This window comes from Blastococcus sp. TF02A-35 (assembly GCF_004571075.1).
Classification (GTDB): domain Bacteria; phylum Actinomycetota; class Actinomycetes; order Mycobacteriales; family Geodermatophilaceae; genus Blastococcus.
The window spans coordinates 1-11,648 of sequence record NZ_SPQP01000068.1 but is presented as its reverse complement, the minus strand read 5'-3'; the positions used below and the strand labels follow the sequence as shown (position 1 = coordinate 11,648).

Genomic DNA, 11,648 nt, shown 5'->3' with positions numbered 1-11,648 from the left:
TGGTCGCCTGGGAGGTCGCCGGGGACTGGTCCTCGGCGACCCGCGTGGCCGACCCGCTGGTGGGCGCCCCCGGCACGAGCGCACCGGGCGGGCCGCCGGCGCAGGAGGCCGACCCGGCCCGGGGCGCCGTCGCGGGCGACCTGCCCGACGAGGTGATGTCGGCCACCATCGCTCCCCCTCCCCCGGCTCCCGTGACCGACGGTGAGCCGACCGGGCCGCGCCGGGCACGGCGCACCCGGGGAACCGGGATCCGCGAGCGGCGCCGGCAGCAGACGCGGGCCCGCATCGTCGACGCGGCCACCGACCTGTTCGCCGAGCGCGGCTTCGACGCGGTCAGCGTCGTGGAGATCGCCCAGCGGGCCGGGGTAGTCGAGAAGACGGTGTTCAACCACTTCCCCGTCAAGGAAGGGCTGGTCTTCGACGCCGACCCGCCGATGCGCGCGGCCCTGCTGGACGCCGTCCGCCGGCGGCCGGCCGGCGAGTCGGTGGCCGCGGCGGCGGGCAGCTTCGTGGTGGCCGCGGTGAGCCTGCTCGGCACGCCCGAGGCGGCCGACGGCGTGGCGCAGATGGCCCGGGTCATCCGCGGCAGCCGCACGCTGCTGACTCGGGAGCGGGAGATCCTCGGCGAGCTCACCGACTCCCTGGCCGCGCTGATCGCGGAGGAGACCGGCGCGCGCCCGGGGCAGGTCGAGCCGTGGCTGGCCGCGCACGCCGTGCTCGGGCTGTACGCCTCGCTGCTGGAGCTGGCCCGCGACCGGGTGCTCGACGGGGTGAGCGGCCCGGAGCTGGCGGCCGAGCTGCGCCGGCAGGGGCGCCGCGGCCTGGCGCTGCTCCAGTTCGGGCTGGCCGGGTACGCCAAGCGGCGCTGAGGCGGGGGCCCGCACCCGCCGGTCAGACCTGGAGCGCCCGCAGCAGCTGGTCGCCGCGGTCGCCGGGCAGGTCGGCGTCCCGGGTGAAGAGGGCGACGGCGACCATGTAGCCGTCCTCCCCCGCCCAGCCGTGGCCCTCGGCGCACAGCCGGCGGATGTGCTCGCGGACCTTCGGCTCGTTGCTGTAGGGCCCGAAGTCCAGCGCCATCGCCAGGAAGTTGACCACCCGGTAGCCGAGGTCCTCCGCCGTGCGGACGGTGCCCTCGGGGTCGGAGTAGCTCGCCACCGCCGCGATCACGTTGTCGTAGCCGGTCTTGAGCAGCTGCAGCAGCAGGTCGTTGCCGCGCACGCCGCCCCACAGCTCGGGCATGAGGATGTCGCGGTCGGGCGCCGGGATGTAGGGCGGGTTGGAGATGACCGTCCGCGCCGGCACGCCGCCGGCCGAGTCGGCGTGGTCGAAGAAGTCGCCCAGCTCGACGGTGTACCGGTCGGACACCCCGCGCTCGGCGATGTTGGCCCGCGCCTTCTCCACCGACGGCCCGCTGATGTCGTAGCTGTGCACGTGCAGGCCGGGCAGCGAGCGGACGACGTCGGCGATGGCCGTGGCGTCCCCGGTGCCGAGCTCGTCGACACCGCCGTCCTCCCAGCGCAGCTGCTCGCGGTACTGGTCGAGCAGCATGCAGACCGAGAAGCCGTAGTGCGCCGACTCGTCGGCCGAGGAGAAGCAGGTCACGTCGACCCCCTACCCCGCGCTCCCCCGGGCCACGCCCGGGTCACCCGACCGGGGCGGGGATCACCTCGAGCCCGCCGCGACGGCCAGCAGCTCGCGGGCGTGCGCCTGGCCGGTGTCGCTGTCGGCCAGGCCGGAGAGCATCCGGGCGAGCTCGCGGACCCGGTCCTCCTGCTCGACCGACCGGATGTCGGTGGCCGTGACGCCCGCGCCGGTGTCCGGGGACTTGTCGACCACGAGGTGGGTGTCGGCGAAGGCGGCGACCTGCGCGAGGTGGGTGACGACGACGACCTGGTGGTCCCGCGCCAGCCGCGCCAGGCGTCGGCCGATCTCGCCCGCCGCCTGGCCGCCCACGCCGGCGTCGACCTCGTCGAAGACCATGACCGGGACCGGGTCGGCACCGGCGAACACGACCTCGATGGCCAGCATCACGCGGGAGAGCTCGCCGCCCGAGGCGCCCTTGTGCACCGGCCGCGCCGGGGCGCCGGGGTGGGCGGCGAGCAGCAGGGCGACGTCGTCGACCCCGTCGGGGCCGGGGTCGTCCGGGTGGCTGTCGATGGCGAAGGAGACGCGGGCGCTCTTCATGGCCAGCCCCGCCAGCTCCGCGCCCACCTCCGCGGCGAAGCCCTCGGCCGCCGCCCGACGGCCGGCGGAGAGCTCGGCGCCGAGCCGGTCGACGTCGGCCCGGGCGGCGTCCCGCTCGGCCGCCAGCGCGTCCAGGGCCTCGTCGGAGACGTCGAGCTGCGAGAGCTTCTCCTGCGCCTCCTCGGCCCAGGCGAGCACGCCCGCGACGCCCTGCCCCACCTCGGCGTACTTCCGCACCAGGGCGGTCAGGGCCGCCCGGCGGTCGAGCACCTCGGCCAGCCGCGCGGGGTCGGCGTCGAGGTCGGCGACGTAGCCCGAGAGCTGGCCGGCGACGTCGGAGACGACGGCGACGGCGTCGGCGAGGTCCTGGGCGAGCATCACCAGCGTCGGGTCGTCGGAGGCGGCCAGCGCACGCTCCGCGGTGGCCAGCGCCGCGGTCGCGTCCTGCGGCACCTCGCCGCCGCCCAGGTCACCGGTGACGTCACCGACGAGCGCCAGCCGCGCCTCGTCGGCGGCGGCCCGCAGGGCGTCGGCGTCGCTGAGCCGCTTGGCCTGGGTGTCCAGGGCCTCGTCCTCGCCGGGCTCGGGCGCCACGGCGGCGATCTCCTCCAGCCCGTGCCGGAGGACGTCGGCGGCCTGCGCGAGCTCCCGCGCCTGCCCGCGGCGGCGGTCCAGGTCGGCGGAGAGCGCGCGCCACCGCTGGTGGGCCTCGCGGTAGCGGTCGAGCAGCGCGAGGTGCGCGGGCCCGGCGTAGCGGTCGAGGGCGCGGCGCTGCTCGGCCGGGCGCGAGAGGCGGAGCTGGTCGGTCTGGCCGTGCACCGCGAGCAGGCTCTCGGAGAGCTCGGCGACGACGCCCACCGGGACGCTGCGCCCGCCGAGGTACGCGCGCGACCGGCCCTCGGCGCTCACCGTGCGCGCGAGGATCAGGCTGCCGTCGTCGTCGGGGTCGGCGCCCGCGTCCGCCGCCCGCTCCCACACCGGCGAGCCCGGCGGCAGCTCCAGCCGGCCCTCCACGCCGGCCCGGCCGCTGGCCCGGACCCGGCCGGGGTCGGCGCGGCCGCCGAAGAGCAGCGTCAGGCCGGTGACGACCATGGTCTTACCGGCGCCGGTCTCACCGGTCACGACCGTCAGGCCGGGGCCCAGCTCGAGGGTGACGTCGTCGATGGCGCCGAGCCCGCGGATGCGCAGCTCGGACAGCCGCCCGTGCGCCGGCCTGGCCGCGTCCGCCCGGGGGGCGGCGTCAGGCTTCGCCGTGCGGGTCGGCACCGCTCACCTCCGCCCCGCTCGCGCCGTCGGCCCGGCCGTCGGCGGTCACGACGTCGCGGGCCAGGACGTTCCGGCTGGTGAACAGCTCGTGGCCCGGGCCGGCGTGCCGGGCGTCGCGGAAGCCGCGGACGGGGAGGCCGAACTTGGCCACCAGCCGGTCGCCGAACGTGGCGGCGTGCACGCGGGCGATCCGCACGGGCCGGCTCGCGCGCCGGACGTCGACCCGCCCGCCGTCGGGCACCTCCACGATGCGGCGACCGTCGGCCGACACCCGAGCGGTGTTCCCGTCGGCGGGGACGGCGACGGTGAGCACCGAGTTCGGGGAGGTGACCAGGGGGCGGGCGAACAGGGCGTGCGCATTGGTCGGCACGAGGAGCAGCGCCTCGACGTCGGGCCAGACGACGGGGCCGCCCGCGGAGAAGGCGTAGGCAGTGGAGCCGGTGGGCGTCGCGCAGAGCACCCCGTCGCAGCCGAAGCTGGTGAGCGGCCGGCCGTCGATGGCGATGACGACGTCGAGCACCCGGGAGCGCTCCGCCTTCTCCACCGAGACCTCGTTGAGCGCCCACGTGCCGCCGACGACGGTGCCCTCGCCGTCGAGGACGTCGACCCGGATCGCGAGCCGCTCCTCCACCGAGTACTCGCACTCCTCGATGGCGATCAGGGTCTCCTCGACGGCCTCGGGCTCGGTCTCGGCGAGGAAGCCGACCCGCCCGAGGTTCACGCCCATGAGCGCCGCGTCGGTGTACCTGGCCAGCTCGGCGGCCCGCAGGAACGTGCCGTCGCCGCCGAAGACCATGACGATCTCCGCGCCCTTGGCCGCGGCCTCGTCGGGGCGCACCACCTCGGCGCCCGGGATGTCCAGGGCGTCCGCCTCGTCGTCGAGCACCCGGACGCCGATCCCGCCCTGCAGCAGCCGCGCGGCGGAGGTGCGCGCCAGGTCGACGATGTCCCGCCGGCCGGTGTGCACGGTGAGCAGGACGCGACGCTCCTGCTGCCGCTGTCCTGCCGTGCTCGAGTCGCTCACTGCGGTCCCTCCTGGACTGCTCGACGGACGGCGTCCTCCTGGATGGGCCCGGCGTCGGACCGCAGCCAGAGGAAGAACTCCACGTTCCCAGCCGGGCCCGGCAGCGGGCTGGCCACCACCCCGGCGGTCCCCCAGCCCAGCGCCTCCGCGGCGCGCCCGACCTCGAGCACGGCCTGCACGCGGTGCTCTGGGTCGCGCACCACCCCGCCGGCGCCCAGGCGCTCGCGACCGACCTCGAACTGCGGCTTCACCATGGGCAGCAGGTCGGCGTCGGGGCGCGCGCAGGCGGTGAGGGCGGGCAGGACCAGCCGGAGCGAGATGAAGGACAGGTCGGCGACGACGAGGCCGACCTGCCCGTCGATCGCCTCGGGGGTCAGGGTGCGCACGTTGGTGCGCTCGAGCACCTGGACCCGCTCGTCGGTGCGCAGAGACCAGGCCAGCTCGCCGTAGCCGACGTCGACCGCGACGACCTGGGCGGCGCCGCCGCGCAGCAGGACCTCGGTGAACCCGCCGGTGGAGGCGCCGGCGTCGAGCGCCCGCCTGCCTTCGACGGTCACCGGGAACGCGTCGAGGGCACCGAGCAGCTTGTGCGCACCCCGCGAGACCCAGGTGGGCTGGTCGGGGTCGGTGCGCACGACGACGGGGGTGCCGGCCTCGACGCCGGTGGCGGGCTTGGTGGCGGCCTGGCCACCCACGGCGACCCGGCCCTCGGAGATGAGCGCGACGGCGTGCTCGCGGGAGCGGGCCAGGCCGCGGCGGACGAGTTCGGCGTCGAGCCGGTTGCGACGGGCCATCAGAGGGGGTCGATCGTGCCGAGCTCGCGCTGGAGCCGCTCGTGCTCGGCCTCGAAGACGGCGACGTGCTCGGCCACGGGCAGCTCGTCGAGCCCGCCGAGCCGCGCGCGGGTGTCCTCGCCCGTGCCGCCGTCCGGGGCGGGGACCGCGTCGCTCTGCTCGGGCGCGGGTCCGGGGGCCGGGGCGCGCAGGGGCGAAGGCCCGGGCCGCGGGGGGCCCGGAACCGGTCGCTGCGCGCTCGGCTCGGTCATGGTGCGCCTCTCGGGTGGGGTGCGGTCTCGGACGCGATCGAAGGGTGTCTCCGGCGGGCCGTCGTCCTCTGCGGAGGTTACCGGCCCGGCACGACGGGACGGGTGCCGCGGCAGGGCGCGATAGCGTCGACCGGACCGCTGCCGACGTCGACCCTGGGGAGACCCGCCTCCGTGGCCACCATGGACCAGTGCATGACCGCCCTCACCGGGATCCTCGGTGGCCTCGCCGCCAACCCCGCGGCGGCAGGGCTGGACCGCAGCCTGTCCTGCCGCATCACCGACCTCGACCAGGTCGTGCTCGGCCGCCTCAGCTCGGGATCGGTGCGCGACCTGCGCGCGGTCGCCGACGGGCCGGAGGTGCCCAAGGCGGACATCCGGCTGACGATGACCAGCGACGACCTGGTGGCGCTGACCGACGGCCGCCTGGCGTTCGGCTCGGCCTGGGCCAGCGGCCGGGTGAAGCTCGAGGCGGGCCTGCGCGACCTGCTGCGGCTGCGCAAGCTGCTCTGACCCGCGGCACCTGGTCAGGCGCGGCCCAGGCCCCAGGCCGCGAGGGCGCCCGCGGCCGCCGGGTCGGCGCCGACGACCTGCGGCGCTGCGCCGTCGTCGGGGTGCTGCGCCCAGTTCGCCACGCAGAGGGCGCGGAGACCGTCGAGCCCGTCGCCGCCGCTGCTGCGCTCCCCCGCTGACCGGCCTTCGTCCGACAGCTCCAGCGCGCCGCCCTCCACCGCGCGCACGCTCCACGCCCCGCAGCGCCAGGTCCGGTCGCGGAGCTCGACCGGGGGGTGCGGGACGAGCAGGCCGCCGGCGTCCGGCGCCAGCAGGTCGGGACGCCGGTGCGGCTCGGCCGCCAGCAGGAGCGCCGGGTCGGTGACGCCGGTGAGGACCAGCAGGCTGTCCGCTCCGGCCCGCCGCGCCCCCTCGATGTCGGTGTCCAGGCGGTCGCCCACGACCAGCGGCCGCCGCGCACCCGTCCGGCGGACGCACTCGGCGTGCATCGCCGGGTCCGGCTTTCCGGTGACCAGCGGCGGGGTGCCGGTCACGCCCACGACCACGGCCACCATCGCACCGTTGCCCGGCAGCGGCCCGCGCGGCGAGGGGATCGAGGCGTCGGCGTTCGTGGCGACGTGCCGGGCGCCGTTGCGCACGGCCACGACCGCCTCGGCCAGCTGCGCCCAGCCCACGTCCTTCCCGTAGCCCTGGACCACCGCCTGGGGGTCCTCCTCGGCGGAGGTGACGACGGTGAGCCCCGCGGACCGGAGCGCAGCGGAGACCCCGGGACCGCCCACGGGCAGGACCCGCGCACCGGCTCCGAGCAGCTCGGCGACGACGGTCGCGGCCGCCTGCGAGCTGGTGATCACGTCCTCGGGTGCCGCGGCCACCTCGAGCTCGGTCAGGTGTGCCGCGACCTCCTCGGGTGTCCGCGAGGCGTTGTTCGTGACGTACCCCAGCCGCATCCCGTCCCGGCGGGCCGAGGCGAGCGCGCCCGGGACACCCGGGACCGCGTCGGGGCCGACGTAGACGACGCCGTCCAGGTCCAGCAGGGCCACGTCGTAGCGACGGCTGGGGGCGGTGTCGGTCCCGGCGGCCAGCGGGACCGCACCGCTCGCGGTCGTCATGCCGGCCCGCTGGTGAGCCGGGCGCGGACGCTGCGCAGGGCCCGGCCGTAGTGCGCGAGGTCCGGCCGCATGGCCGCAGCGAGCGCGAGGTGCTCGGCGGCGAGTGCGAGGTCCCCTGCCCGGCTCGCCGCCAGCCCCAGCCCGAACTGCGCGTAGTCGTCGGTGGGGTTGAGGGCGATGAGGTCGGCGAAGCTGTCCATGGCCTCCCGGTAGCGGCCGGCGTCGTACTGCGCCCGGGCGAGGGCCTCGCGGATGCTGCGCGACCCAGGCTCGGCGGCCGCCGCACGGGCGAGCAGTGTCGCCGCGGCGTCGGGGTTCCGGTCGGCGAGCAGCCGGCGGCCACGCTGGAACCACTCGTAGACGTCCCCGCCCGGGGGCGTTCCTGCCATGTCCTCCGAGGGCTGAGCCTCCGACACCGCAGTCCCCCTCCGTCGCCCCGCGCTGGCCGGCCGGCCCGGTGCGCGGATCCCGTCGCGCCGCCTGCCCGAGGGCGTGCGTTCGCACCGCTCCTACGATCCTGGTCGTGCACCCTTCGTCGGCAGGCTCCCCGTCGCACCGGTCGCGACCGGGTCTGGAGATCCGGCCGTTCCGGGCGCTGACCTACCGGCGGCGGGACCCGGCCTACCTGGCCGGCGTCAGCTCGCCAGCCTACGACCTGGTGACCCCGGCCGGCCGCGACCGGCTGGCCGACTCGGACCCGCACAACGTGGTGCGGCTGATCCTGCCGCAGGTCGCCGCCCGGGACGCCGACGGCGTTGCGTCCACGGAGCTGGCCGCCTCGACCCTGCGCGCCTGGGAGGCCGACGGGGTGCTGGTGCGCGACAGCGATGCGGCCCTGTGGCTGTACGACCTGGCGCCGGCCGACGGGACGGCGGCGACCAGCGGCTGGCTCGGCGCCGTGACGCTGCCGCCCGGGGACTCGGCCGCCGTGCTGCCGCACGAGGACACCTTCCCCGACGCCGTCGAGGGCCGGCGAGCGCTGCTGGCGGCCACGGCCACCGACCTGGAGCCGATCGTCCTGGCGCACGACCCCGAGCCGACGGTGGCCGAGCTCGCCTCGTCGGTGCGCGCGGGGGCACCCACGCTGGAGCTCACGGATGCCGACGGGGTGAACCACCGCCTCTGGCGGGTGGGCGACCCCGGTGTCGTCTCCGCCGTGCAGGAGGCGCTGGCTCGGACCGATGCCGTGATCGCCGACGGCCACCACCGTTTCGCGGCGGCACGCGCGCACTCCCGCGACCGGCACGGTGCAGGGGGCAGCGACGCCGTCCTGGCCCTGGTCACCCCGATGGGACCCGGTGGTCTGCGGGTCGACCCGATCCACCGGGTCGTACCCGCGCTGTCGCTGGGCGCGGCGCTGGCGGCGGCCGCCCGCGGTTTCGTCACGGCGGACGTGCCGGTGGACGACGGCGGCTCCCCCGAAGATGTGGTGACCGCTGCCCGGAGGTGGCTGGACGACCCCGCCGAGCGCGGGTTCCTCCTCACCGACGGGCACCGGCTCGTCCGGCTCTCCGCCCCGTCGCAGGAGGTGCGCGATGCGGTCCCCGCCGAGGCGCCCCCGGCGTGGCGCGACCTCGACGTCGTCCTCGCTCATCACGGCCTGATCGGCCACCTGTGGTCGCGGCCGGACACGGCCGACTCCGTGGTGATCGCCCACGGCCTCGAGGAGGCGGTGCGGGCGGCCGCGGAGACCGACGGAGTCGCGCTGCTGCTGCGTGCCCCCTCGCCCACCGACGTCGCCGCAGTGGCGCGGGCCGGAGCGCGCATGCCGCGCAAGTCCACCCTGTTCGTCCCGAAGCCGCGCACCGGCCTGGTGTTCCGGCCGCTGGAGGACTGAGCGCGCGCTCACGCCGTCTCTTCGGCGTTCCGGGCAGCCGACCTCGGGACCTTCCGTCCGCGCCGGCAGTTCACCTCGCACACCGAGGCCGTGCCGGACCCGGTCCGCCAGAAGCGGCGCTGGAGCGCGCCCTCCACCTCCACCACGTCACCGGGCTGCCACGCGGCGATGCGCCGCTGGAGTGCGCGGTCGTAGGTGATGCAGGTGAGCACGTCCACCGACTGGCCACGCACCCGTGGGACCGGCCGCCGGACGATGAGCCGGAAGCTCAGGAGGATGTCACCGCTGGGGAGCGTGCGGAGCTCCGCCGGGGCGGACACCCGCCCGCGGAGCACCACGTCGTTGCGATCGATCACGGCCACGGTCATGTCGGGGAGCCTGACCGCTGGGGCGCCGCTGCGGACCCCTGTCCCGCCGACTGTGGACGCCGCGCCCGGGTGTGGACGGGCGCGGCGTCCCCGCGTCGCTCAGCTCTTGGAGCCGCTTTCGTCGGGGTCGGTCTCGCCGAGGAGCTCGGCGACCTCGGCCTCGACCTCCTCGTCGAAGGTCAAGGTGCCGGTGACGGTGACCTCGTCGCCCGCGCGGTCCTCCGAGCCGGGCTCGGTGAGCACCGCGGGCCCGGCGTCCTGCGGCCCGGCCACCTCGGACTCGGCGTCGACGTCCTCGAGCTCCTCCAGCTCGGAGAACTCGACGCCCAGGTCCTCACCGGCCAGCTCGGGGTCCACCGCGGCGACCGCCGCGAGCCACTGGTCCGCCCGCTCTTCGTCGCCCTGGGCGCGCAGGAGGTCTGCGTAGGCCGCTGCGATGCGCAGCTGCCCCTCGTCGGTCGTGTCCAGGCGCGCGGGGTCCGGGCGGCCACCGAGTGCCGTCTCCAGCACGATGCGGGCCGCGGCGTCCTCGCCGAGGTCGCGCCGCGCGCCGGCCTCGACCAGACGCAGCTCGACGGTCTCCTCCGGGTCGGTGCCCTCGGCGAGCGCCTCCGCCACCAGGCGGAGAGCGACCTCGGGCCGGCCCAGGGCGCGCTCGCAGTCGGCGAGCACGGCCCGGTAGCCCTGGTCGCCGCTCATGCGGCGGTAGGCACGCAGCTCTCGTGCCGCCTCGGCGTAGTCCTCCGCGTGGTAGGCAGCGACGCCCACGGCCTCTCGGACCACGGCCAGCCGAGAGGCGCGGTCGCGGGCAGCCCGTGCGTGGGCCAGCGCCGTCTCCGGGTCCTCGTCCACCAGCGTGCCGGCGACGACGAGGTGGCCGGCAACCCTGGCGGCGTTCCGCGGGTCGAGACCGCGCAGCGCCGACCGGATGCCGGCGTCGAGCTCACGCGGGTCCGCCCACTCCGGGATCTCCGGACCGGCCGGCACCGGAGGACGACGATCCTGCTCGGGGCGCGTCCCGCTGCCGCGGCGGTCGTCGGAGGGCCGCCGGTCCCGCCAGTCCCCGCCGGGACGAGCGGAACGCTGAGGACGGTCGCCCTGGGGACGACGGTCCTGCCACTCGCCACGCTGCGGGCGGTCACCTTGGGGACGACGGTCCTGCCACTCGCCACGCTGGGGACGGTCACCCTGCGGGCGACGGTCCTGCCAGTCGCCGCGGGGGCGGTCCGACCGCTGGGGACGGTCGCCCTGGGGACGACGGTCCTGCCACTCGCCACGCTGCGGGCGGTCACCCTGGGGACGACGGTCCTGCCACTCGCCACGCTGCGGGCGGTCACCCTGGGGACGACGGTCCTGCCACTCGCCACGCTGGGGACGGTCACCCTGCGGGCGACGGTCCTGCCAGTCGCTGCGGGGGCGGTCCGACCGCTGGGGACGGTCACCCTGCGGGCGACGGTCCTGCCAGTCGCCGCGGGGGCGGTCCGACCGCTGGGGACGGTCACCCTGCGGGCGACGGTCCTGCCACTCGCCACGCTGCGGACGCTCACCCTGCGGGCGACGGTCCTGCCAGTCGCCGCGGGGGCGGTCCGACCGCTGCGGACGGTCACCCTGCGGGCGACGGTCCTGCCACTCGCCACGCTGCGGACGCTCACCCTGCGGGCGACGGTCCTGCCAGTCGCTGCGGGGGCGGTCCGACCGCTGCGGACGGTCACCCTGCGGGCGACGGTCCTGCCACTCGCCACGCTGCGGACGCTCACCCTGGGGACGACGGTCCTGCCACTCGCCACGCTGCGGACGGTCGCCCTGGGGACGACGGTCCTGCCAATTGCTGCGGGGTCGATCCGTGCTCTGCGGACGGTCGCCCTGGGGACGACGGTCCTGCCAATTGCTGCGGGGTCGATCCGAGCTCTGCGGACGGTCGCCTTGTGGGCGACCACCACGGTCATTGCCGCCGGCCGAGCCGCGGGCACCGTTCTGGGGACGGTCGCCGCGGAATGGCTGACGCCCGTCGCGCGGACCGCGTCCGGAACCGGAGCCGCTGGAACCGCGTCGCGGTGCAGTCATGATTTCAGGTACCTCTTTGTTCGACGCCGCACTTCGCCTCGAATGGCGGGCGGCGGACGGGAAAAGACGAATGGGGGTCAGAGCACGTGGCTCTGACCCCCATCCGTTGAAGTATGTCCGGCGGCGTCCTACTCTCCCACCCCGTCTCCAGGGCAGTACCATCGGCGCTGAGAGGCTTAGCTTCCGGGTTCGGAATGTTGCCGGGCGTTTCCCTCTCGCCATGGCCGCCGTAACTCTGTGA

General features: G+C 76.4%; 13 protein-coding genes and 1 rRNA gene. 4 read left to right on the top strand and 10 right to left on the bottom strand.

The window, feature by feature from the left end; all coding sequences use genetic code 11:
- Positions 1 to 44: 44 nt before the first annotated feature.
- The gene (locus tag E4P43_RS19270) at positions 45 to 869 is read left to right on the top strand and encodes a TetR/AcrR family transcriptional regulator (RefSeq protein ID WP_245159270.1); all 825 of its coding nucleotides are present in this window, start codon (positions 45 to 47) and stop codon (positions 867 to 869) included.
- A 22-nt stretch (positions 870 to 891) separates the two neighbouring features.
- Here E4P43_RS19270 and E4P43_RS19265 read toward each other — a convergent pair whose 3' ends face one another.
- The 5 genes from E4P43_RS19265 to E4P43_RS19245 are packed head-to-tail and all read right to left on the bottom strand — an operon-like array spanning position 892 to position 5,519.
- On the bottom strand, positions 892 to 1,602 hold the full coding sequence (locus tag E4P43_RS19265) for a methylase (protein ID WP_135147130.1): 711 nt from the start codon (positions 1,600 to 1,602) through the stop codon (positions 892 to 894).
- Between the two features lie 60 nt (positions 1,603 to 1,662).
- Entirely contained in the window at positions 1,663 to 3,450 is a 1,788-nt protein-coding gene (gene recN / locus E4P43_RS19260; RefSeq protein WP_135147129.1) for a DNA repair protein RecN, read from the bottom strand.
- Positions 3,425 to 4,474, bottom strand: coding sequence for an NAD kinase (locus E4P43_RS19255; protein WP_245159269.1), 1,050 nt, complete (start codon positions 4,472 to 4,474; stop codon positions 3,425 to 3,427). Before E4P43_RS19255 ends, recN begins: the two co-directional genes overlap by 26 nt.
- Entirely contained in the window at positions 4,471 to 5,268 is a 798-nt protein-coding gene (locus E4P43_RS19250; protein WP_135147128.1) for a TlyA family RNA methyltransferase, read from the bottom strand. Before E4P43_RS19250 ends, E4P43_RS19255 begins: the two co-directional genes overlap by 4 nt.
- Positions 5,268 to 5,519 (bottom strand): hypothetical protein, encoded by a 252-nt coding sequence (locus E4P43_RS19245; protein WP_135147127.1) that lies wholly within the window; start codon positions 5,517 to 5,519, stop codon positions 5,268 to 5,270. Before E4P43_RS19245 ends, E4P43_RS19250 begins: the two co-directional genes overlap by 1 nt.
- Positions 5,520 to 5,711: 192 nt before the next feature.
- On the opposite strand from E4P43_RS19245, the gene E4P43_RS19240 reads away from it, so the two are divergent.
- Positions 5,712 to 6,029 carry an alkyl sulfatase C-terminal domain-containing protein gene (locus E4P43_RS19240; protein ID WP_245159268.1) on the top strand — a complete coding sequence of 106 codons (318 nt, stop codon included), beginning with the start codon at positions 5,712 to 5,714 and terminating at the stop codon, positions 6,027 to 6,029.
- A gap of 14 nt (positions 6,030 to 6,043) precedes the next feature.
- Here the strand turns inward: E4P43_RS19240 and E4P43_RS19235 are convergent, their stop codons facing one another.
- Positions 6,044 to 7,138: an HAD-IIA family hydrolase gene (locus E4P43_RS19235; RefSeq protein WP_135147125.1), complete on the bottom strand. Its 1,095-nt coding sequence runs from the start codon at positions 7,136 to 7,138 to the stop codon at positions 6,044 to 6,046.
- Positions 7,135 to 7,527 (bottom strand): tetratricopeptide repeat protein, encoded by a 393-nt coding sequence (locus tag E4P43_RS19230; protein WP_135147124.1) that lies wholly within the window; start codon positions 7,525 to 7,527, stop codon positions 7,135 to 7,137. The genes E4P43_RS19235 and E4P43_RS19230 overlap by 4 nt, the downstream gene beginning before the upstream one ends.
- A 134-nt stretch (positions 7,528 to 7,661) precedes the next feature.
- Here E4P43_RS19230 and E4P43_RS19225 point away from each other — a divergent pair, with 134 nt between their 5' ends.
- Positions 7,662 to 8,975: a DUF1015 domain-containing protein gene (locus E4P43_RS19225; protein WP_135147123.1), complete on the top strand. Its 1,314-nt coding sequence runs from the start codon at positions 7,662 to 7,664 to the stop codon at positions 8,973 to 8,975.
- An 8-nt stretch (positions 8,976 to 8,983) separates the two neighbouring features.
- Here E4P43_RS19225 and E4P43_RS19220 read toward each other — a convergent pair whose 3' ends face one another.
- The gene (locus E4P43_RS19220) at positions 8,984 to 9,343 is read right to left on the bottom strand and encodes a single-stranded DNA-binding protein (RefSeq protein WP_135147122.1); all 360 of its coding nucleotides are present in this window, start codon (positions 9,341 to 9,343) and stop codon (positions 8,984 to 8,986) included.
- Between the two features lie 99 nt (positions 9,344 to 9,442).
- The gene (locus E4P43_RS19215; RefSeq protein ID WP_135147121.1) at positions 9,443 to 10,330 is read right to left on the bottom strand and encodes a tetratricopeptide repeat protein; all 888 of its coding nucleotides are present in this window, start codon (positions 10,328 to 10,330) and stop codon (positions 9,443 to 9,445) included.
- Between the two features lie 156 nt (positions 10,331 to 10,486).
- On the opposite strand from E4P43_RS19215, the gene E4P43_RS19210 reads away from it, so the two are divergent.
- Positions 10,487 to 11,503, top strand: coding sequence for a hypothetical protein (locus E4P43_RS19210; protein WP_135147120.1), 1,017 nt, complete (start codon positions 10,487 to 10,489; stop codon positions 11,501 to 11,503).
- A 19-nt stretch (positions 11,504 to 11,522) separates the two neighbouring features.
- On the opposite strand, the gene rrf is transcribed toward E4P43_RS19210, so the two are convergent.
- Positions 11,523 to 11,639, bottom strand: a 5S ribosomal RNA gene (rrf, locus tag E4P43_RS19205).
- Positions 11,640 to 11,648: the final 9 nt, after the last annotated feature.

What these genes read in the sequence shown, in the direction of transcription:
- E4P43_RS19250 (WP_135147128.1), bottom strand. Translation starts at nt 5,268, where the DNA reads ATGGCCCGTCGCAACCGGCTCGACGCCGAACTCGTCCGCCGCGGCCTG.
- E4P43_RS19240 (WP_245159268.1), top strand. Translation starts at nt 5,712, where the DNA reads ATGACCGCCCTCACCGGGATCCTCGGTGGCCTCGCCGCCAACCCCGCG.
- E4P43_RS19230 (WP_135147124.1), bottom strand. Translation starts at nt 7,527, where the DNA reads ATGGCAGGAACGCCCCCGGGCGGGGACGTCTACGAGTGGTTCCAGCGT.
- E4P43_RS19235 (WP_135147125.1), bottom strand. Translation starts at nt 7,138, where the DNA reads ATGACGACCGCGAGCGGTGCGGTCCCGCTGGCCGCCGGGACCGACACC.
- E4P43_RS19245 (WP_135147127.1), bottom strand. Translation starts at nt 5,519, where the DNA reads ATGACCGAGCCGAGCGCGCAGCGACCGGTTCCGGGCCCCCCGCGGCCC.
- E4P43_RS19220 (WP_135147122.1), bottom strand. Translation starts at nt 9,343, where the DNA reads ATGACCGTGGCCGTGATCGATCGCAACGACGTGGTGCTCCGCGGGCGG.